Genomic DNA, 21,903 nt, shown 5'->3' with positions numbered 1-21,903 from the left:
GCTCGGTCGGTTATTCGGATACTATTTTAGACGGCTTCAGCCATTTTTTTCATTTGTACACCTTTACTAGCACAGCGTAATTGACGTACACCATGGACAATCAAGCAAGCAATACCAAGCCAAATCAATCCATAACTGTAAATCATCGCTGATTCAAAAGGATTACCCAATACCGTTATCGCCAAAATAAACAACAATGCTGGTTCTAAATAACTCATCATGCCATACACATTCACTGGTAGCATTTGACTGGCATCCACGTTGGTTTTCATCGCTAAGACACTGAGCACACCCAATCCTGCCAGCATTATGATAAAAAACCCTGAACCACTAACGAGCGTCAAACTGCTGGGCGCAAAGAAAGATAAGTAAGCCAAAGCAAACGGGGCAAAAACCGTCAAATCAACTAATAGACCTGTCACTGCGCCAATACCTTGCTTGCGGCGTAAAATATAATAGATCGGATAAGACCCGCAAACCCAGAGCGTGGCCCATGACACGCTTTGCGTGCGCACAATCTCACTGCCCACCCCTAAGGCCGCAAAGCTGACGGCCAGCCACTGTAAACGGCTCAATTTTTCACCAAACAAGACGCAGCCAAATATCACCATCATAAGTGGGAAAAGAAAATAACCCATCGCCGTTTGTACGCCTTGCCCATTGACGGGCGCCCACATAAACAACCAAAACTGACTCAAAAATATCGGCGTTGGCAATAGCAACCAAGCCCATTGCTTTACTGTACCAAGCGCTTTTAACTTACTCACGTGTAAACCCAAACGTCCACTAATGAGCAAATATCCTACCAACGCCGCCCACATCGCTAGCATGCGCCAGATGAATACTTGCGTACCTGATAACGGTGCTAAAAAACTGCTATAAGCGTAAAGCACGCCAAACAAGAGATTTGATACTACCGCTAATACCACGCCCAATATTAAGGTGCGTTGCTGGGCGCTTCCTGCTGTCCAAATCGCAGGCAAAGGCAATCGCGAAACCGTATTCGCTAGCGTATTAGCAAATGCATGAGACAGCATTGAGGTAGACATATAAGCACCATAAGGTTAAGTAGACGTTGAAAAGGACAAGGATTTTTTACAACTGAGCATCGCTTGTTAGGGTTTATTCTACTGAAGCAGCATGCAAAAAATTCTCTTTATAAATTTATATTTGAATTTATTTTTCAAAATATCTGTTAATTTCTAAATTATTTATTAGTTATAAAGTTATAGAGATAATAATTATGAAAATATAAATTAGTAAGATTACGTATTATTAGAGGAAATCCCATGAGTGAGAATCTAGATGATATCGACAAAGCCATTTTAAATTTGCTGCAAGATGATGCGACGCTGCCATTAAAAGCAGTGTCAGAAAGCGTTCATGTCTCTATCGCCACAGCACAACGCCGTATTCAAACTTTAATCAACAGTGGTGTCATTACCAAGCAGGTCGCTATCGTCGATCCTCATAAGGTCGGTTACGGACTGACGGCGGTGGTGATGATAGAAATGGCACGCTCGAATACTTCGATGCAACATCGGTTTGAGCGCTTGATGAATGCACAGCCACAAGTGATGAGCTGCTATGAAGTGTCAGGTGATGCGGATTTTATGTTGATGGTCAATGCCAAAAATATGAGCGATTACCATCGGTTCACTACTGGTCTGCTCACCTATGAAAACAACGTGCGCAACTTTAAAAGCCAGTTTGTAATGAATTTCACCAAAAGTGGCACGAAGATTTTATTGGATTGATCTGTCTATAAATTATGAATCATTTCTAAAGTTAATTATGAGTAGATATGTCGTGACCAAACGAGGTACGATATAAACGAAAGTTTAGCAATAACTATTAAATAAAAAATCAATCGTCATAGACAAGGAAATCCTACCATGACCGAGCACAAAAACACCCTAACGACACGAGTTAGTTTAAAAACAGCCATAGTTGGGGCGTCAATCGTCACATTGCTCGCAAGCTCAGGCTGCGCCACCAGCTCATTATTGGAAGACAACAAGCGCGTCGACACCAAGACCACTAAAACTGTCTTGTCTGAAGATCAAATTGTCGCCTTTGGTCGTCCCGCGCAAGCATTGCCAAAAATGCCCAACGCGACGATGGTTATCGTTGGCGAAAAGAACAGCTATGTGCTGACCCAAGGCGGGACAGAGATGGTGGGTTTATTGACCAATCTGACACCAAAAAATATCCAAGTCGATAATGACATGAATTTTTATGTGCCCAATAACGATGGATATTTTCAAGGAGAAATGAAGCTATCTTATGCCAAATTAAAGGACGAATTTAAGCGCTCAGATTATCAGTTCTTTTTACAAAATGGTGGCCGAGAATGTACCTCAGCCAGCGACCAGCGTATCAATGCTCAGCGCTTTTGCTTCAGCGTTCCTGTGAAAGGCGCTATCTATCCGCAAGTCAGTAATTTAAGCCTCATCCAGTCGAATTATCGCGCCTTGACCAAACCTTATACGGTAAGTTTTTATACCCAAAACCAGCAAAGCCAAGTGTCTCGTGGTGGCACAAATACGGCTCAGAAATTGGTACTGCTACCTTTTGCGCTCGCTTTTGATGTAGTGACCTTCCCCTTCCAATTGTTAGACAATTAGAAAAGTAATCGCCCGACTAGAATTTGGTCTCAAGTAAGAATAGTTTTTAATGTTTAAAAGCTATTCTTATCTATAGATTATCTTACGCTATCAATAACTTATCCCTACCTGAGTGCAATTCATGTTAAAATGAGCGCTTTTAAATTCGCCATGATTATTGCTTATCAATAATGGCTAAATTTTAGTGCCACTTTTCTACTTAACAGGTCCGCTCATGTCTGCCGATACCATCGCCCGCACCGCCTTTAAACAAGGCACCAAAGCCCTTTATGACTACGACAAACATTGGGCGAGCTGCTACGAGCCAGCCCCTTACCTGCCCATGAGCCGCAAAGAGATGGACGATTTGGGCTGGGATGCCTGTGATGTTATTATCATCTCAGGTGACGCTTATGTCGATCACCCAAGCTTTGGCATGGCTATCATCGGTCGTTTACTTGAGTCACAAGGGTTTCGTGTTGGTATTATTGCCCAGCCAGATTGGAAGAGCAAAGACGCCTTTATGGAACTTGGCAAACCCGTCTATGCTTATGGCGTGACGGCAGGCAACATGGATAGTATGATCAACCGTTACACTGCCGATCGTAAGATTCGTAGTGACGATGCGTACTCTCCAGGAAATGTCGCCAATAAACGCCCCGACCGTGCAGCTATCGTTTATAGCCAGCGTTGCCGTGAAGCTTATCCTGATGTGCCTATTATTTTGGGCGGTATCGAAGGTAGCTTACGCCGCATCGCGCACTATGATTATTGGTCAGACAAAGTACGCCGCAGTATCTTGATGGATGCGCGTGCCGATGTCTTATTGTATGGTAATGCTGAGCGTGCCATCGTCGATGTGGTACATGGTCTATCAAAAGGCTATACCTTTGAGCAGATGAGTAAATTGCGCGGTACGGCATACTTGTTGACCCCAACACGTCGCCACTGGCAACAAGACATGACGGAAGTTGCGAGTAATGATGTCGATACTGTGGGCCGTGTTGATCCGATTATCAATCCATATGTAATGACCGAAGACGTCGATAGCTGCAAAATTGAGCAAGAAAAGCCGTCTGATTCGCCCGTTGGTCAAGCCATGCCAGCGCTGTCATCAATGTCATCGCAGTATCAGGGCTTTGTGGCCGAGCCAGTGACCAATAAAATCATCAACGCTGACCAAGTCGATGAAGAGACGCAAGTGGTGCAAATGCGCGGCTTCGACAAACCAATGACGGCGCGTAAGCATAAACTGAAAATGCCACCACGCGAGCAGACTGTGATTCGCCTCCCAGACTATGAGCACGTCAAATCTGACCCTGTGCTATACGCGCATGCCAGTCGTATCCTACATCTTGAGACCAATCCGGGTAATGCACGTGCTCTTGTGCAGCGTCATAGTAGCGGTGCGGGTAATTCGCACACGTCTATCGATGTTTGGCTTAACCCACCACCCATTCCTCTCTCAACTGAAGAGATGGATTATGTGTTTGACTTGCCGTATGCGCGTTTGCCGCATCCAAGTTATGGCGATGCGCGTATCCCTGCTTATGACATGATTAAGTTTTCGGTCAACATCATGCGCGGCTGCTTTGGTGGTTGTACTTTCTGTTCTATCACGGAGCACGAAGGGCGCATTATTCAAAACCGTTCAGAAGACTCGATCTTGCGTGAAGTAGAAGCGATTCGCGATACCGCGCCAAACTTCACAGGCGTTATCTCTGATCTTGGCGGGCCAACTGCCAATATGTATCGTCTGAGCTGTAAAGATGAGACGATTGAAAAAAATTGCCGTAAGCCATCTTGCGTTTATCCTGATGTGTGCGAGAACCTGCTGACCGACCATAGTAATTTAACCAAGCTGTATCGTAAAGCGCGTGACATCAAAGGCGTAAAAAAGATTCTTATCGCGTCAGGCTTGCGTTATGACTTGGCCGTTAAAGATCCTGAATACGTTAAAGAATTGGTCAGCCATCACGTCGGCGGCTATCTAAAGATCGCGCCTGAGCATTCAGAGGAAGCGGTGCTATCAAAAATGATGAAGCCTGGTATGGGCAGCTACGATCAATTCAAAGCCATGTTTGAGCAGTACAGCCAAGAGGCTGGTAAAGAGCAGTATCTGATTCCTTACTTCATCGCCGCGCATCCGGGCACCAAAGATGAAGACATGATGAATCTTGCCCTTTGGTTAAAAAGTCATGGCTACCGCGCGGACCAAGTACAGGCGTTTTATCCCAGCCCAATGGCGACCGCGACCACCATGTATCACACGCACAAAGACCCGCTACACAAGATTAGCCGTAGTGAAGGCGACATGGACATCGTCAAGTCCGGCAAACAACGTAAATTGCACAAAGCCTTCTTGCGCTATCACGATCCCAAAAACTGGGTCATGCTACGTAAAGCATTGCAAGACATGGGTCGCAGTGATTTGATTGGTAAAAACCGTGGTTGCTTGATTCCGCCGTTTAATGCCAGTTTAGAAGGTCGCGATGCGGCGCAAGACAGCTATCAATCCGCGCGCAAAAAGAACAGCCGTCTTGGTAATGACTCGGTAAAACGCAGTAATAATTCAGCGACCAATGCTGCGGGTAAAAACTCTAGTAGCAACAATAAAAAGAAAGTGAGTAAAGGCAATTTCCAAACTCAACATACAGGTCTACCACCGCGCAAAACCAAATAGTTGGAATAGTAGTTCACACTTTTATGCTAAGATTGTGCAACTAGGCTAGTGTGTCTTAAAGAAGTTCAAAACAAAGCGCCTATCGGCTACAAAGTCGATAGGCGCGTTTTTATGGAAGCAAGTTTGTCGCCTCAGCTTTCGCAATAGCCCATTCTCGTTATTCCAAAACCCTGTGAAAGGAGTGTTACATTAGTCAATGATCGAGTAACGAAGCAAACATGTAACAAACAATTTCTAACATTCTCTAAGAACCGTTTTGGTTACCATATGCGCTATATGCTTAACGCATAGTTAAAAAGAAATACATGATAACCCTAATATCTTTGGAGAACACCGTGAATACATTGACTAAAATTGTAACCGCCCTACCTGCTCTTGCTTTACTGAGCGCCTGCGCAACCACTGCGCCTACGACGCCAAATGCTTCAGAAACGCCTGTCAAAGACAGTATGCCTGATGCGGCTTATGACCGTATGGCAGCAGCCCCTTATACTTGTACTGATGACAGCAAAATCATGGCAAAGCAGTCTATTAATAAAAAACAAGCCATGGTTAATGCTACTTTACCTAAAGTAAAATGGGCAGAGCAAAAGATCGTCTTAAATGGCGGTGTGCAAGGTGATGTCGCAAGCTACGTCAATGACTCAAACCCAGAAGCGACTTATGCATGGCACATGAAAGGCGATAAAGGCATCTTCGCCATCAAATGGGCAAACGGCAAAGAATATCAAGTAAACTGCCAAATCTAGTACGCTAATCATTTTCGAAAAGTAAATATAAATATAGAACAGTCATCATAGGGTGGCTGTTTTTTTGTGCCTGCATTATCTAATATTTAAATCGAAAAACTGATGTAAGAAACCCCATTTTTGACAATTAACTTTATTAGAATTGATGGCTTGCTGCTTTTATCTAGAGAAGCGGCAAGAAACCTGTCAAAATAGCGCTTATATGACAGGATTTATGACCAATAATACAAAGGATACGTCGATGGCTAAGCGCTTAATAAATGGGATAATCATTGCTACTGCAAGTGTATGGGCATTGGCAGGTTGCGATAACAGTACTAATACTACTGAGCAAGCCGCTGAACCAGTAGCAACGACAGCAAAATCTCCAGTGCCTGCTAAAACTACCGTAGACTGGTCGCTAGTCGCCAGTGGCGAAACGCCTGCAAATCTTGCAAGCTATCAGTATCCATTTGCGCTTGATAGCCGAAATGTGCGTGATTACGCAGAGTACTTCGATGTGGATAATGCCACCGCTCAGCACAATCTGACGATAAGTATGGCTAGTAATGAAGCATTATCAAAAGCCTTGGATCAGCTGAGTGACAGCTATGTCTCCCATGAGCTAATCGATGGCGAAGACATGAAGCTCATCATTCATACCACCCCCGATGTCGCTGCCAGTCGCTATGATTATGTGCTGTCCGATGACTTTGCTAAAGGACTGGTATTACCCATTGAAATCAAACCTGATGGTAAGATAGGTGATGTGAAGGCGCATGGGGAGGTGGTGGAGTAGAAGTAGATAGCGTGTGGTTTAATTGATGTGACACACGCTACTCAAAAATATTAAGTTTGACGGTAAGGGTTGTTTGAAAGTTCTATTTTCACGTTAGTGTCACAAAGTAGCTTAGCTAAATAAGGCTGGTATTGAGTAGCAGCGGGTGCGATATAAATTTTATCAAGATTATCTTTAATATCCGTTTCATATTCTATATATAAAGCTTGTCCATATACCATCTGAACTTTCGAATTATTGATTGTAGTTATATACATCATTCTGCATTCTTGCTCTTCTTGAAATGCAGAATGCTTGATTAGATATTTTAGAGGTAGTAAAATTTCATTTAGAAGAACGTCTAATTTCTTACCTAGCTTAGGGTTTTCTTCAAGAGCCTGATTTTTAGCATTAGTAATACCTAAATAGCTATTCTTCAAATCAGTAAGCAAGCTTTGAACCTTATCAGTCTTAGAATCTATTTCTTTCTGATAATTTTCCCAACGCTGTTGAGCATCTTTTTTGTCACTGAATTCACGATAAAATGTTAGCTTATCTCTTTGAGCTAATCTAATATAACCACTATTAGGTTCAAGATATACACAGCGTAATAAAATTTGTTTTGAAAAAGAAGAGTCTTCCTCACTATTATTCTCAACTTCAAAATCCCTATTGAATCTACGTGGTAACTCAAGGTTGCTCACTTCGTTGTAATAATCAGTTTGAAAATAGCTATTCTTAAAAATCAAACTGACACCTGATGCTTCTCTGTTGTCCTCTTTACCATACAAGCGAAACTGATTCAGACTATCATGATTGAAGGTAAAACAACTTACGAATACTTGATTGTTTTTTTCAAACTTTAGAGTGTTGACATTACTTTCAGTTAGATAGTTAAAAAGCACTAATCCTTCACTTGGATCATTAACATTATTGATAGTATTTAGTCGGAATTTACTTCCTAACTCGCAAATATCATTTTTATAGTCGTGCTTTAAAAGTAAATCAGCTACATAGGTACTAGTATAGTGTGCAAACTTACGTTCAGGAGCTTTCTTAGTACTATCAAGATATTTTGAATAGATTGTTAACTCTTCAATTATATCTAGGATTAAAATAAAAGATGTCAGAAAACCATTGGCTATTTCTGAGTTTAGATCCATTCTAAACAACTTATCAATCTCTCCAAAGCAATTCATCTTAAATGAATATTTGTTGCCAAATTTGATACTTCCACTAAGCTCTTTCCATATACTATATGCTTTGTCTATTTTACCTTCTCTGAAATAACACATCCCGATATTACGTTTAGCAGTTACATAATGTTCGTAACCATACTGTAACTTTATATTTCCCCAAAATTGAATAGCCATATTAGTTTCATTTTGGCTGGCATATAGGTCAGCTATATGTAGCTGAGCCTTACTATATGCTTCTGTATTATCTTCAATCCTTATATTTTCCAGTATAGTTAACGCATCTTCTTTTTTTCCTAGCTCGAGGTATACAATTCCTGTATTGAACTGTGCTTCCGCATAAAATATGGAGTTGTCTTCACGTATTATTGACTGCCAAGCTGTCAAAGCACTATCTACATCCTGTTTTTTTTCAAGAATTGTTAAACCTAGGTGAAAAGCTGCAGCACCAAAAATTTCAGAAGAATATTCTCGTTTTACTCTAGAGAAATATAGTATTGACTTTTCAATTAAATTTAATTTGTAGTATATAATTCCTAGACGTAATTGTGCCTCTGCATACACTCCCACATCATCTTTTAAATCAATACTTTCAAGTATACTAACAGCTCTTTTTACATTGCCTTTTTTATAATAAGCAACGCCTATATGAACCTGCAACTCAATATAGGTTTTAAAATCATCATTCTTTCTTATTTTACCCCAAGCCTTTAAAGCTTCATCATACTTTTCCTCTTGAGCATAGACTATTCCTAAATTAAACTGTGCGTCTACAAACGTTTCTTTACCCCACTTACGCTTCACTTTACTCCAAAAAGCTATAGCATTCTCTGTATCTCCCAATTTTGCACATGCTAACCCTTTGTTATATAAAGCGTAGCTATAAGCTTCTAGACCATCGCTTTTCTGTACATTTTTCCAAGCTTCCATTGCTTGTATTAGGTCATCATGGCTAGCGTAGATATTTCCAAGACTGTGTTGAGCATTTACAAAAGCCTCTACCCCATCCTTTTCACGTGTTACCTTCTGCAACTCTTCAATTTCTTTCCGTGTCGCCTCATCTACACCTTCCATGTCATCAATATTCATCATTTACTCCCCAACCAACGCCAAAAACTCATCCTCGCCCACCACTTTGACGCCCAGCTTTTCCGCTTTTGCCATCTTGGAGCCAGCTTTTTCGCCTGCCAGTAGCGCAGTGGTTTTTGCCGAAATGCTGCCCGAGACTTTTGCTCCTAGAGCTTGTAGCTTGGCTTTGGCTTCATCACGTGCCATGCTACTAAGCGCGCCTGTGATGACCCACGTTTGCCCGTCGAGCGGCAAACCAGTCGTCGCTTTTCGCTCAACCTTATCCCAATGCACGCCCGCTTCTCGTAACGCCGTGATGACTTCGATATTGTGTGGCGCGCGGAAGAATTTATACGTCAGCTCGGCGGTGATTTCGCCAACATCTGGGGTTTTTATCAAGGTTTCAATATCGGCATTCATTAAGGCGTCAAGATCGCCAAACTGCTGCGCGAAGTTCTGTGCCGTGCCTTCACCAACGCCGCGAATACCAAGCGCATAAATAAAGCGAGCCAATGTCGTATGCTTGCTGGCATCGATGGCAGTGATGATGTTTTGAACCGATTTTTCGCCCAATTTTTCAAAGTTAACCATCTCGTCCTGATGCTCATGCAGTTTATAAATATCAGCGACCGTCTTGACCAAGCCATGCTCAAAAAAGCTGATGAGCCAGCTTGCACCTAAGCCATCGATATCCATGGCGCGGCGTGAGACAAAGTGGATGAGAGCTTCCTGCTGCTGCGCGGGACAAAACAAACCGCCAGTACAACGTGCCAAGGCTTCATCTTCGGGCAAAACCACAGGCGAGTCGCAGACAGGACAAATCGATGGTAGTGTTACAGGTTCAGAGTTTTCTGGACGCTGATCTGTCCAAACGCGCGTGACTTTGGGAATGACATCGCCTGCACGGTGGACGCTGACCATATCGCCTGCGCGTACGTCCAAACGCTGAATCTCGCCAAAGTTATGCAAAGTAACATTGCTGACGGTGACGCCGCCGACTTTGACCGGTTCAAGCTTACCGACTGGCGTGATTTGTCCTGTCCGTCCGACTTGCCATTCAATCGAGTGCAAGCGCGTCATGACAGTTTCGGCAGGGAATTTATAAGCGGTAGCCCAGCGCGGCTCACGCGATAAGAACCCAAGCTGCTGCTGCAATGCCAAGCTATTAACCTTAATTACCATGCCATCGATCTCAAACGGCAAGTCACTGCGCGTTTCAATCATCGATTCATAATAGGTTTGTGCCTCTCGTGGATTTTTTACCACTTTCACGGCACTGGCGCTAAAGCCTAGCGCCTCTAGCCACACTAGAGCGGCTGACTGGGTCTCAATAGTCTCAGGCAGACCTTGATTGACTGAATACACATAAAAAGCCAATGGACGACTGGCCGCCACATTAGGATCTAATTGACGCAAACTGCCGGCTGCCGCATTGCGCGGATTGGCAAAGGTCTTGTCACCGCTTTCGCTTGCCAAGCGGTTAAGGCGCTCGAAGCCTGCTTTTGGCATCAGTACTTCACCGCGTACTTCTAGCAACTCGATATCGGCAGCATCGGCGAGCCAAAGGGGCAGATTACGAATGGTTTTAGCATTTTGAGTAATGTCCTCGCCCGTTTGTCCATCGCCGCGCGTGACGGCTTGCACAAACTTGCCGTGCTCATATTTTAATGACACTGCTAAGCCATCTAGCTTTAGCTCCATTTCATACTCAGGGTTTTGTTGCGACACGCTAAGACGATCATTGACGCGGCGCATAAAGTCACGCAGATCATCGTATTCAAAGACATTGCCCAATGACAGCATCGGAATATCATGAGTGACTTGAGTAAAGGCAGACAGTGGTATGTCACCGACTTGATTGATCGGACTGTCAGGCTGCACCAAATCTGGATAGGCTTCCTCTAACTCAAGTAGTGTGCGACGCAATTGATCGTATTCGCTGTCTTCTAACGTGGGATTGTCGAGCACATAATAGGCATAGTTATTTGTTTTGATAGCATCAATAAGCGTGCGCATCCGCGAGACAATCTCTGTACTATTATTTGTACTGTCATCGGTCGAACTGGACATAGTAGATTTCGCAAGTGTTTGGGTTTCTACTTGAGTAGATAGGTTTTTAGAATTATCTGGTGAGTTAGAGTCGGTCATAGTCGGCGTCTTTTTTGCGATTCAAGATGTCGATATGATAACAAGTTTGGTCGATGCTCAGATACAGTTTTATCGAAAATCAGGATATAAGCGGAACACCTTAAAAACAGCTATGGTACGGCTGGTATGCGTATTTATGTACTGAGGGTTTTGCAGCCTCTGTCTATAACGGCACAGCAAGCAAGAAAAAGTTATACCAGCAGTACGTGATACATTGATATCACTTTTCTCAGACTATACTTAAAAATAAACATGATTAAAAAGTAAAAAAAGGCAAATAACGTCAATCGCTATTTGCCTTTTAGAATACAGTTAATATTTTTCAGTACTTAGTATTCAGCGCTTAACCTTCAAGCTCTTAACCCTCATAGTCACGAACTTGGTTGCGCAGTTGTTGCTTATATTCTGGCGTGATTGGTTCGTTTTCTTCATCCAGCATAATGGCGTCCAAATCACTTGCCATCATGTAGGCAATGCTCATCATACTATCAAAACTACGCAAGGCTTGTGGATGCGGTAAAGATAAGAACACCACCACGCCATTGTAATTATTGGTCGCCACGCTGTGTGGATCAAAAGGTGCGATTCCATCGTCAGTAATGCCCATCATACTGAACCATAGCATGCCAGTACCGTCTTTTTGCTCATAGCGATGGAACATATTCATTGCGCCATAACGCAGACCGTATTTATCAATCAATGCCAATAAGTCACGACCACGAATAATAGACACAGGACGATCACGGTATTGGTGCGGCAAGATGGTGATGTTAATATTATCTTTAGCATTAATTAATGGGCCATTTTGAGCTTCATCAACTGGCTCTGACAGATGCTGGTCAAGTATCGGACTGTTGTTATCAAAACTTGGCTCTTCTGCCGTGTCAATCGTTGGCATCAGGCTGTCAGTGGCTGACACCAAGCTTGAAAACGCATCAGGCTCTTGTTCGATATGCATTTGCTCAGCAGCTTCTACAAACTCTGCATTATCAGCGCGTCTTTGCTCTTCCTGCCAGCGCGTGTAGTCATCACTTTCTACTATGTCGCTATCAACGCTTACATCACTGCGCGCAGCCGTCAGCGGTGCATCGACTTTGGTATGTGCTTGGGTCACAGGCTCTTCTTCCACAACCGCATTTAAATAACTTCGATCAGGACCAATGCTCGTCTCGCCAGCGACCGTATCATCTAAGTCTGGCTGATCGATAAGATTGCGCTCGTGACGCGGTATGATGGGAATACCGTTTTTATCATAATTGACCGCTGCAGCTTCAGCATCTTTGCGGCGCTTAAAGCTACGAATGACCATAAATAGCCCTGCGAGCACGATAAATGCAGCAATGGCAATCAATATAAACTGAATAGCGGTCATGAGAAATACATCCTAATATACGACAAAAGGGAATACATAAGAGAGGATAAATGGCAATAGTCTAGCATGGCTAATTCATATCGTCACCATATAGTCATCGTTTATCGTCAGCCCGACACACTTGCGTGACCTTACCATCTAAACCGTAACTGTATCATAGCAATCCCTGCTATCATTTCGTTATTTATACCAATCAACGACGTCATTATTGCTAATAATTATTCTTACTAATAATCATCGGTACTCATAGTCATTGGTGCTAATCAACAACGCATTTAGTCAGAAATGCACTTAGTCAGAAATAGCATTAATCAGAAACGTAACGCGCGGCCTCATCGAGCGAGACGCTGACCAAAGTAGAAATACCAGCGCTTGGCATGGTAACGCCTTTTAACTCATCCGCAATCTGCATGGTCAGCTTGTTATGACTGATAAAAATGAACTGCAAATCGTCCGCCAACTCGTAAATTAAACTGGTAAAACGAGCGACATTGGCATCATCAAGCGGTGCATCGACTTCGTCAAGCACACAAAACGGTGCGGGATGCTGCTTAAATATGGCAAAAATTAAGCTCAAGGCCGTGAGGGTTTTTTCGCCGCCTGAAAGCACAGCAAGACGGCTATTACGCTTGCCTTTTGGCTGCGCCATCAATGTAAGTCCTGCCCGCCATTGCTCTGACTTGTGTTTATCTGCGGGGATATTGGCTGGCATATCATCTGTGTTTAAAGTTAGACTGGCTTGCCCGCCGCCGAAGACTTTGGCAAACAAATTGGACAGTTCTTGATTGACCGCCTCTAACGTTTGCATAAACAAGGTTTTGGTCGTCTCATCAATTGACGCAATCGCTTGAGTCAAAGTTTCCATACTCGCAGCAATGTCTGTCGTCTGCTGCTCAAGTGGCTCTAGACGCTCATTGACCTCTGCCAATTCTGCCACAGCCGCGAGATTGACCGCGCCAATCTTACTCAACTGCTGCTCAAGCGTGGCATGTTCTTTTTCAAGCTCAGCAATTTTATCTGGCCGCACACGGCGATCATGCACAATAAAATCTGCCAACAGATTAGAGACACTCAGCGTTTGCTTGGGTAAATCGGATGGCGCTTTATGCTTATTACTCACACTAGAATATGCTGCTATAGCCTCTTGTGTGTGACGACTAGCATCGTCCAAACGTGCTGCGCTCAGCGCCAGATCGGTGGCGTGCTGCGCAAGCGCGCGTTGCTGGCTTTGTAGCGTCTCTTGTTGCGTCTCCAGCAGCGTTTGCTGCTGAGCATAATTTTGCTTAAGCGCGCTCAATACAGACTCGCGTTCTATTAACAAAGCTTGCTGTTCATCACGCGCGCTCTGTGCTTTTTGCAATGCCTCTTGCAACGCTGGCAGTTTATTCTGCTGTTGCTCATAACTGACTTTTAGACGTTGCTCACTTTGTAGCGACTGCTCATGCTGCTCGGTTGCTCGTGCGAGACTGTTGACACTGTGTTCAAGCCGCATCTCGCTTTGCTGAATGCGAAGCTGCAATGCTTGCCAAGCATCTTCGTCTGATTGGCGCGCGCGATTTATCTCACTGCGCTCAGCTTGCAACTGCTGACTGGTCGTCCGCGCCTCGGCTATTTTGGGTGTCAGCGCTGCGATCTCGCTGTCAATATGCTGCTGCTCTTGACTCAGCATTTGCTGCTCTTGCGCCAACTCGTGCTGCTCTTGCTCGAGCGCTACTTTGTCACTATTAAGACGCAGGCTATCGGCGCTCAGGCGCTCAGCATTGGCTTGCTTGGTGGTAAGCTTTTGCTGACACTGATGTTTATCACGAGTCAATTGCTCAATTTGAGCGCGCGTTTCTTCTACATTCACCGTTAAGGCATCATAGTCACGTTGGCTTTTGGCGATAGATTTTGTCTGGTCTTGTATGCTGGTTTCGATTTCATTAAGCATGTCTTCTAACGCTTGCAAACGAATACGCTGCTGCAAGCGCTGCGTCAAGAACTGGCTGCTTTGATCGTTTTGCGTGCCAGCAAATTTGCTGAGATTGATCGTTCCTTGGCGACTGATGAGCCAACCGTCAGTGGTGAGCAAAATGGCTGATGAGGGTAAGGCTTTTAAGACATTTTTAAGCGTTGTTTTATCATCTGAGTCAGATTCTGCTGCGTATACATAACACTGCTGCCAAAGCGCCAAAGTGGGCTTCACTATCAGCTCAGACAAAGGCCATACTTTATCGATCACTGTCTCTGGCAAAGTGGCAATAAACGCGCTTCCTTTTGTCTCACTTTGCTTAGCCGATAGCCACAAGCTATGACCACTCTTTATAGATAACTTATTGGGTGTATTAGAGCGCAGGTTCTGCTGCGTTTGGTACGTCAATAAATCCGCTACATTGGGTTCAAGTGTTTGCCACAAGCTCGACACCTTTTGCGAGTTTTCATTAGTGTTATCAACGCTTAATTGATTAATTTGATTGGTAACCAACAGATGACTGTCCAGCCAAAGCGAGAGTACGCTATCAAGTAGCGCGGCTTGCTCTTGTCCTTTTGGACTCAGCTCAATTTGCTCGCGCAAAGTCGTGATGGCAAGCTCATTATAGTTATTGGTGAGGTTATTTTCTAAGCTCGCTTCTGCATGATTGGTTTGCTGTTGCGATTTTGGCGTAGGCTTGGGATGCAGTATCTGATGCAAGGTATCGTACTCACCTGCCAATAACGCATGACGTTTTTCATGCTCACTCAACTCGCGCTGCTGTACCTTCAAAGTTTGCTGTAAATGGTGCGCTTGCGGTTGCAACTCAGACAAGCGCTCATCGACGCTGTCTTGCTGGCGCTCAATCTGCTGCAATTGTTTATTCAACTCATTGATTTGCAACTCTAACGTCTGCTGGAAATTTTTTACGTCCGTCTGCTCGTTGGCCTTATCATGCATCGATACGGACTGGGCTAATTGCTGCCACAGATTCTGCCAATTCTGCTGACGACGTTGCCATTTATCATAACTTTGTTGATGGCGTTTTTGCGACTGGGTATTGATGGCTTGCTGCTGTTCAAGCGTACGCGCGTTGTCTTGTAAGCGTGATAATTGATTTTGTGCGTCGTGCCATGCGCGCTGTAATGGTTGCTCGTTGCGCCGGTAAGCTTCGCGCTTATTTGTTAATTCAGTGAGTCGTGGACGCAAGGCTTCTAGTATATTTTGCTGGTCAGCTTGCTCAGCTTTTAGCTTATCAATCTCATCCACGGCTTGCTCGCGCTGCTGATCTACGCTTGCCAGCTGCTGCTCAATCGCTGTCAACTGAGAGGTTGCATCGCTCAGTTGATGTATGGATTGTTGGTGGTTCAGCTGCTGCTGATAATGGGCGCTTTGGGCATCGTCTTTTAACCATTGTTCTTGGTTGATGTGGGCGGCAAGCTTGTCTTGCTTAGTCTTTAACGCTTCATATTCAGCTTGCAAAGCTGCAACCTCAGCTGTGCTGTGCTCATGAGCGATTTTCTGCTGCTGCTGATTGTGTTTGGCCTGATACAGTTGTTGAATGGCAAGCTGTTGCTTGATGTCTGCAAGCGTTAAAGCCAGCTCTTCATAACGCTGGGCACTGGCGGCTTGCTTCGATAAGGTTTTTTGTTGACGCACCAACTCACTTTGCATGTCATGCAAACGGGCTAAATTTTCTTGGGTTCTCTCTAGCTTTTTTTGGGTCTCTTCACGGCGTGCTTGATAGCGCGACACCCCAGCTGCCTCTTCGATAAACTCACGCAGCTGCAAGGGACTCGAGTCCACAATACGCCCAATCATACCTTGCTCAATGACGGCATAACTGCGCGCGCCAAGCCCTGTCCCTAAGAATACATCGACCACGTCACGGCGGCGACAGCGCGTGCCATTGATGAAGTAATCTGAGCGTCCCTCCAAATTCACTTGACGGCGCACGGACAACTCTTGATAAAGATTGAACTCATGGCGAATGCCGTTTTGCTCATCTTGCGTGTGCTCAAATATCAGCTCGACGCTAGCAACGCTTTTGGCGGCTTTGTCCTGCGTGCCTGCAAAGATGACATCGCTCATCGCGCCGCCGCGCAGTTGCTTGGCGGAAGTCTCGCCCAGTACCCAGCGAATGGCATCAATCACGTTGGATTTGCCACAGCCGTTCGGCCCGACGATGGCGGTAATACCATGACGAAAGGTAAAAGTCGTTGGATTGGCAAAGGATTTAAAGCCTGCCAGTTTTAGAGATTTTAAACGCATGAATAATCGATGAACTTAGCAAAAACAGGCGGCTATTCTACCTGAAATTGTGGTGGGTTTTTAGGGTTAACATTATAAATGCATAAACGATTTTGATTGCAGGCTTTGATTAAATCCTCGTAGCAGTTTCTGTTCTACTTGGCAGAGGTCATTTTCTGTTAAATAGCGATAATTGAACTCAATCAGTGATGACCACGTAATACTTGCAACTTCTGATTGCATAACAACCTCTAGCAACTCCTCTCTCAGCAAATTTTTATATTTTTTAGGCTTCTTTTGACACATTGCGATTTCTTGGGCCACGAGACACTGTTTGTCTGCTCCTAGTATATTATTACCAATAAACAATAATAAAAACTTTGCGCCTTCATTAATAAAGCCTTTTTCTAATAGGTGTTCATACATTAAACAATACTTTAAAATCTGATCAACATTTTTCTTACCGTTAAGCTTAAGTTCATTAGCAACCAATATGTTCGCTTGATGGTTGTAGGCTAAATTGTCCATAAACATGGCTTTTAGCTCTGTACTGAATTCAAAAATACCACTATTACCGTGTGTTGACCACAAGCCACCTTGATCGAAGCTGATGAATTGCCCATAAAACTGATCTAAATAGTGATCGCTACACAGATTTAAGAAAATATCGAACTCTTTATTCAGATAATCCTCAGAAAAAAACTTTACTCGGCGTACTGCTTCTCTAGCATTACAGATGCCTACCGTTTGCCCTGAATAAGTATCTAATTGCTCAGACTCACTCATTTTTTGATTAAGTTTTTTGCTAACTACGCTCTCTATTTCTTTTAAATCTTTATCTTCCAGTTCTGGAGCTCTCGCCCATTCGATAATTTGACGTACATATTGTTTTTTACTAACACCAAGCACACGCTGTGGTTCCCATACCAAAAATTCTACCATGTTGGACAAACCCATAGTCCATGGTAATGACTCTTTTAGATGTTCGATTGACCCAAAAACACGGCGATATTTTTCTGCAGCTTTCATACCAATAATCATTCCAATTTAACAATTTTATGTGTATTACTATCTAAGAACTTATCTTAATCCAATTCTACTCAACAATCACTAACTGCAAACGTGATTGAAGTCACCAACCTCACCTATAACATCGCTCATTTAATCCTCCTTAACCTGTAAGCTTTCTCAAAATTTTCTTTATCTAAATTTTTTTGTTGCAGTAACTGACGCAAATGCTCAATGAATTATATTTGCCAAATTATAAACCGACCTTTATGCTGTTTACTCTATATTCTTCACCAATCTCAAATCCATCACATCGACCAAATTTATGCCGCTACCTGACTGTATATACGAATCTGAATCGCTTACGCTTGACCATTTGCCCGAGCTTAACCATCGTCATCTTGTGAGTAGTGGCTCTACCAATAGCGAGCTTATTGCCGCGGTGCAAGCTGGCACTTTAGATCAGACGCAAATGCACTTATTGACCGCCGAAACCCAAAGCTCAGGTCGCGGTCAACACGGACGCTCATGGCAGTCACCGCGCGGCAATGTCTATCTGTCGCTATATCACCCCGTGCATATGCCCATTAGCGGATTGTTGTCGTTAATCATTGGTGTTGAGCTAGCAAAAATGCCGGTTATCCAATCGTTAAATGAGCAGTTACAGGCGCAAGGTCTGATACCAATTGGTGTAAAATGGGCCAATGATTTGGGCTTTTATCAGCTTTCAAAGCCGTCTAATAATCAAGTCGGAGACCAAAGTCATCATCAATTTGACCGCCAATCCGCTTTAGATAATCCTGAATCAGACGCACAAAAGCTGCCCTTTCATAAACTAGCAGGCATCTTGATAGAGCCAGTGACACAATCTGGTAAATTGGTTGGCATCGTGATAGGTGTGGGTCTCAATGTAAAAGCCGCACCAAAACTGACCGTGCAAACCTCCGAAGGGATGAGTTACCAAGCTATTAGCTTGCAAGATATTTGTGAATTGCTAACGCCAAAGGCAGAGGCTATCAATCTACCAAGCTTACGCGTGCTCTATCAGCAAATGAGCAAGGCGTTAATAGCGGCGATGACTCGCTTTGAACATATGGCACTGGAAAAACCCACAGGTCATACGTATTACTTGGACAGCTTTTTAAAGCAGTTTGATTCTATGGACGCATTGGCTGGTCTGCGCTTACGCGTTACTCAAGATAATAATGAGGCAGGCCAAATGGTGACAGGGCAAGCCTGCGGTATCGATACACACGGATGTTTGCAATTGCGCCAAGATAACGGTAAGATTTCTGCGCTTTTTACCGGACGCATTGACGTTATGCATCAAGCTTAAACCGCTTATTTGGCGAGCACTCACGTGAGTCAAGTATCCACTTGGTTTATTGATAATTGGTTCACTGTATATAAAGGGAATTTTATGCTCTGGCTTGATCTTGGTAACACTCGTCTAAAATATTGGCTCACCGACGATATCGGACAGATAGTCGCACATGATGCCAAACAGCATCTACAAGCGCCTGCCGAATTATTAATGGGTCTAACCGATCGGTTTGAGCGTTACGCCCCCGACTTTATTGGCATATCTTCTGTGTTGGGTAATGATCTGAATCTTAAAGTCTCAGATACGTTGGGTCGTCTGAATACGCCATTTGAGTTTGTTCATGTCGATGCCGCGCATCCGCTGATGAAGAGCGCTTATAATGACAAGCAGTTGGGCTGTGATCGCTGGCTACAAATGCTGGGCGCCGTCGATAAGAAAAAACGACAATGTATCATCGGCTGCGGTACGGCAGTAACGATTGATTTGATTGATCATGCTGAGCATTTGGGCGGTTATATTTTTCCGAGCATCTATTTGCAACGTGAGTCGTTGTTTTCCGGCACCAAGCAAATCACCATTTCTAATGGCACGTTTGATAGTATTGGCCAAGGGCTGACCACACAAGATGCCGTACATCGCGGGATACTATTATCGATTGTCGGGGCAATCAATGAAATTAGCCATCGACATCCAAACTTTGAACTGATTATGACGGGCGGTGACGCACCTATTATTGCCCAGCACATCAATCGCCCAGTGCGTCTGCGCGATGATTTATTGTTAAATGGGCTGGCGCGTTATTTTGACCATACCAAACAGTCTTAATACTCAAAAAATACTTTTACATTGAGAATAAAAAAAGCAGTACGTATAAGGCGTACTGCTTTTTTACAATTACTAACGGTATCTAATCTTCCCAATCCCTTATCACAAATTTCAGTGGTAAAGTGACTCGAATCTTTACTTTATCTCCTTTAAAAGTCAAAGGCTTTAGTTGCCCTCTTCTTATTTGCTTGAGTGCCATTTCATCAATACAAGCATCGCCACTACTTTTGATAACTTCTGCACTGATTATCTTGCCTTGCTCATCAGTCATAAAACTTAATAAAGCGTTAAGCTCAGTTCTGTTATTTAGATGTCTTAGACAACGCTCATTAATTCTAAAATTTGGCTTTATCAGCCAATTAGCATCTTGAGTAGATAGTTGAATCACTGGTTCTGAATCAGACAAATCAATCAACTCTGCCTGTGCCGTCATCGTACTTGCTATACAAGTGAGAAATGCAAATGAGACAGCTAATAAACTGTGCCTAGTAATATTTTTTGAGTACTTGATAAACTTATGAAGGGTGTTAAAGATGTGTTTAGTATGTAATTTACTAGTCATGATAAAATCTTTTATATTAAGTCATTGAAGTGTGCGACGCATCCTATGCATAACGTAACACACTCCAATACCTTAAAACAAAAATTATTCGATAAAAGTTAGGTTTTAAACAGCTTTTAATAGTTATTTAGTCTCATTAAACAGCTCACGGCCAATCAGCATACGGCGAATCTCACTGGTGCCCGCGCCAATCTCGTACAGCTTGGCATCACGCCAAAAACGACCGAGTGGATACTCATTGGTATAGCCATTACCGCCAAATATTTGAATGCCCTCGCCTGCCATCCATGTGGCTTTTTCGGCACACCATAAGATCACGCTGGCACAATCTTTACGCACTTCTCTGCTGTGACCGGCACCGCGCGCATCCAACATATCGAGGTTTTTGCCCACCGTATATAAGAAGCTGCGTCCTGCTTGCAATATCGTATACATGTCAGCGACTTTACCTTGAATCAGCTGAAACTCGCCAATTGCTTGACCAAATTGTTTACGATCATGAATATAAGGCACGACGTTGTCCATCACCGCTTGCATGATGCCGATGGGACCTGCGGCCAGTACGGCACGCTCATAATCCAGCCCGCTCATCAGTACTTTAACGCCCTCGTTTAGTCCGCCTAGGATATTATCTTTTGGCACTGCAACATTGTTAAAGGTCATCTCACCCGTATGACTACCGCGCATGCCAAGCTTGTCTAGCTTTTGCGCTGTGCCAAAACCTGCCATGCCTTTTTCAATAATAAAAGCCGTCATGCCTTTCGCGCCCAGCTCAGGATTGGTTTTAGCATAGACCACCATTACATCGGCATCAGGACCGTTGGTAATCCACATTTTGCTGCCGTTTAGCACGTAATGACCGTCTTTTTCTTCTGCTCTTAACTTCATACTAACAACATCTGAGCCAGCGCCCGTCTCACTCATTGCCAGCGCCCCAATGAATTCACCGCTGATAAGTTTTGGCAGATACTTTTGTTTTTGCGCTTCAGAGCCATTACGTTTGATTTGATTGATACATAAATTAGAATGTGCACCATAGCTGAGTGCAACGGAGGCAGAGGCGCGACTGATTTCTTCCATCGCCACCATGTGTGCGACGTAGCCCATGTTCGAGCCGCCGTACTCTTCAGGAACGGTGATGCCGTGTAGACCAATTTCTCCCATCTTTTGCCACAAATCCATAGGGAATTCATCACTGCTATCAATCTCGTTGGCACGCGGGGCGATCTCATTAGCGGCAAACTGCTGGACGACATCGCGTAACGCATCGATGTCTTCACCCAACTGAAAATTCAATCCAAGTAAACTCATAACCATTCCTTGTTTTTTGGTATTTTAATTTATTCATAAAGTTAAAACGTTTTAAGGCAAACATAGCAAATGGAGCTGGGATGAATTTTTCGA

General features: G+C 43.8%; 15 protein-coding genes. 7 read left to right on the top strand and 8 right to left on the bottom strand.

Features of this window, described 5'->3' with window-relative positions; genetic code table 11:
* Positions 1-26 precede the first annotated feature (26 nt).
* The gene (rarD, locus tag ACT3TH_RS06725; protein ID WP_444755072.1) at positions 27-1,049 is read right to left on the bottom strand and encodes an EamA family transporter RarD; all 1,023 of its coding nucleotides are present in this window, start codon (positions 1,047-1,049) and stop codon (positions 27-29) included.
* A gap of 240 nt (positions 1,050-1,289) precedes the next feature.
* Here rarD and ACT3TH_RS06720 point away from each other — a divergent pair, with 240 nt between their 5' ends.
* The 5 genes from ACT3TH_RS06720 (at position 1,290) to ACT3TH_RS06700 (ending at position 6,816) form a co-directional block, all read left to right on the top strand.
* Positions 1,290-1,757: an Lrp/AsnC family transcriptional regulator gene (locus ACT3TH_RS06720; RefSeq protein WP_444755071.1), complete on the top strand. Its 468-nt coding sequence runs from the start codon at positions 1,290-1,292 to the stop codon at positions 1,755-1,757.
* A gap of 138 nt (positions 1,758-1,895) precedes the next feature.
* A complete protein-coding gene (locus ACT3TH_RS06715; protein WP_444755070.1) occupies positions 1,896-2,627 on the top strand; it encodes a hypothetical protein in 732 nt (243 codons plus the stop codon).
* A 214-nt stretch (positions 2,628-2,841) separates the two neighbouring features.
* Positions 2,842-5,289 carry a YgiQ family radical SAM protein gene (locus ACT3TH_RS06710; protein WP_444755069.1) on the top strand — a complete coding sequence of 816 codons (2,448 nt, stop codon included), beginning with the start codon at positions 2,842-2,844 and terminating at the stop codon, positions 5,287-5,289.
* Positions 5,290-5,624: 335 nt separating this feature from the next.
* A complete protein-coding gene (locus ACT3TH_RS06705) occupies positions 5,625-6,038 on the top strand; it encodes a hypothetical protein (protein ID WP_444755068.1) in 414 nt (137 codons plus the stop codon).
* 214 nt (positions 6,039-6,252) lie between these two features.
* Positions 6,253-6,816, top strand: a complete 564-nt coding sequence (locus tag ACT3TH_RS06700) for a hypothetical protein (protein WP_444755067.1) — start codon at positions 6,253-6,255, stop codon at positions 6,814-6,816.
* Between the two features lie 50 nt (positions 6,817-6,866).
* Here ACT3TH_RS06700 and ACT3TH_RS06695 read toward each other — a convergent pair whose 3' ends face one another.
* The 5 genes from ACT3TH_RS06695 to ACT3TH_RS06675 form a co-directional block, all read right to left on the bottom strand.
* On the bottom strand, positions 6,867-9,080 hold the full coding sequence (locus ACT3TH_RS06695) for a tetratricopeptide repeat protein (protein WP_444755066.1): 2,214 nt from the start codon (positions 9,078-9,080) through the stop codon (positions 6,867-6,869).
* A gap of 3 nt (positions 9,081-9,083) precedes the next feature.
* A complete protein-coding gene (ligA, locus tag ACT3TH_RS06690) occupies positions 9,084-11,207 on the bottom strand; it encodes an NAD-dependent DNA ligase LigA (protein ID WP_444755065.1) in 2,124 nt (707 codons plus the stop codon).
* Positions 11,208-11,565: 358 nt separating this feature from the next.
* Positions 11,566-12,579, bottom strand: coding sequence for a cell division protein ZipA C-terminal FtsZ-binding domain-containing protein (locus ACT3TH_RS06685; protein ID WP_444755064.1), 1,014 nt, complete (start codon positions 12,577-12,579; stop codon positions 11,566-11,568).
* Between the two features lie 307 nt (positions 12,580-12,886).
* Complete coding sequence (locus tag ACT3TH_RS06680; RefSeq protein WP_444755063.1) at positions 12,887-16,801, bottom strand: AAA family ATPase; 3,915 nt, start codon at positions 16,799-16,801, stop codon at positions 12,887-12,889.
* Positions 16,802-16,873: 72 nt separating this feature from the next.
* Positions 16,874-17,809, bottom strand: a complete 936-nt coding sequence (locus tag ACT3TH_RS06675; RefSeq protein ID WP_444755062.1) for a hypothetical protein — start codon at positions 17,807-17,809, stop codon at positions 16,874-16,876.
* 304 nt (positions 17,810-18,113) lie between these two features.
* Between ACT3TH_RS06675 and ACT3TH_RS06670 the strand changes: the two genes are divergently transcribed.
* Positions 18,114-19,124 (top strand): biotin--[acetyl-CoA-carboxylase] ligase, encoded by a 1,011-nt coding sequence (locus ACT3TH_RS06670; protein WP_444755061.1) that lies wholly within the window; start codon positions 18,114-18,116, stop codon positions 19,122-19,124.
* Between the two features lie 84 nt (positions 19,125-19,208).
* Positions 19,209-19,937 (top strand): pantothenate kinase, encoded by a 729-nt coding sequence (locus tag ACT3TH_RS06665; RefSeq protein ID WP_444755060.1) that lies wholly within the window; start codon positions 19,209-19,211, stop codon positions 19,935-19,937.
* Positions 19,938-20,019: 82 nt separating this feature from the next.
* Here ACT3TH_RS06665 and ACT3TH_RS06660 read toward each other — a convergent pair whose 3' ends face one another.
* Both ACT3TH_RS06660 and ACT3TH_RS06655 read right to left on the bottom strand, forming a co-directional pair.
* A complete protein-coding gene (locus tag ACT3TH_RS06660; RefSeq protein ID WP_444755059.1) occupies positions 20,020-20,499 on the bottom strand; it encodes an energy transducer TonB family protein in 480 nt (159 codons plus the stop codon).
* Between the two features lie 123 nt (positions 20,500-20,622).
* Positions 20,623-21,810 carry an isovaleryl-CoA dehydrogenase gene (locus tag ACT3TH_RS06655; RefSeq protein ID WP_444755058.1) on the bottom strand — a complete coding sequence of 396 codons (1,188 nt, stop codon included), beginning with the start codon at positions 21,808-21,810 and terminating at the stop codon, positions 20,623-20,625.
* Positions 21,811-21,903 lie beyond the last annotated feature (93 nt).

The organism is Psychrobacter sp. AOP22-C1-C5, from assembly GCF_052378885.1.
Taxonomy (GTDB): domain Bacteria; phylum Pseudomonadota; class Gammaproteobacteria; order Pseudomonadales; family Moraxellaceae; genus Psychrobacter.
This window is presented reverse-complemented; position numbering and strand designations above follow the sequence as displayed.

Bases quoted from the DNA above. Each gene is read 5' to 3' on its own strand.
- rarD (WP_444755072.1), bottom strand. From the start codon at position 1,049: ATGTCTACCTCAATGCTGTCTCATGCATTTGCTAATACGCTAGCGAAT.
- ACT3TH_RS06720 (WP_444755071.1), top strand. From the start codon at position 1,290: ATGAGTGAGAATCTAGATGATATCGACAAAGCCATTTTAAATTTGCTG.
- ACT3TH_RS06715 (WP_444755070.1), top strand. From the start codon at position 1,896: ATGACCGAGCACAAAAACACCCTAACGACACGAGTTAGTTTAAAAACA.
- ACT3TH_RS06710 (WP_444755069.1), top strand. From the start codon at position 2,842: ATGTCTGCCGATACCATCGCCCGCACCGCCTTTAAACAAGGCACCAAA.
- ACT3TH_RS06700 (WP_444755067.1), top strand. From the start codon at position 6,253: ATGACCAATAATACAAAGGATACGTCGATGGCTAAGCGCTTAATAAAT.
- ACT3TH_RS06695 (WP_444755066.1), bottom strand. From the start codon at position 9,080: ATGAATATTGATGACATGGAAGGTGTAGATGAGGCGACACGGAAAGAA.
- ligA (WP_444755065.1), bottom strand. From the start codon at position 11,207: ATGACCGACTCTAACTCACCAGATAATTCTAAAAACCTATCTACTCAA.
- ACT3TH_RS06685 (WP_444755064.1), bottom strand. From the start codon at position 12,579: ATGACCGCTATTCAGTTTATATTGATTGCCATTGCTGCATTTATCGTG.
- ACT3TH_RS06680 (WP_444755063.1), bottom strand. From the start codon at position 16,801: ATGCGTTTAAAATCTCTAAAACTGGCAGGCTTTAAATCCTTTGCCAAT.
- ACT3TH_RS06675 (WP_444755062.1), bottom strand. From the start codon at position 17,809: ATGAAAGCTGCAGAAAAATATCGCCGTGTTTTTGGGTCAATCGAACAT.
- ACT3TH_RS06670 (WP_444755061.1), top strand. From the start codon at position 18,114: ATGCCGCTACCTGACTGTATATACGAATCTGAATCGCTTACGCTTGAC.
- ACT3TH_RS06665 (WP_444755060.1), top strand. From the start codon at position 19,209: ATGCTCTGGCTTGATCTTGGTAACACTCGTCTAAAATATTGGCTCACC.
- ACT3TH_RS06660 (WP_444755059.1), bottom strand. From the start codon at position 20,499: ATGACTAGTAAATTACATACTAAACACATCTTTAACACCCTTCATAAG.
- ACT3TH_RS06655 (WP_444755058.1), bottom strand. From the start codon at position 21,810: ATGAGTTTACTTGGATTGAATTTTCAGTTGGGTGAAGACATCGATGCG.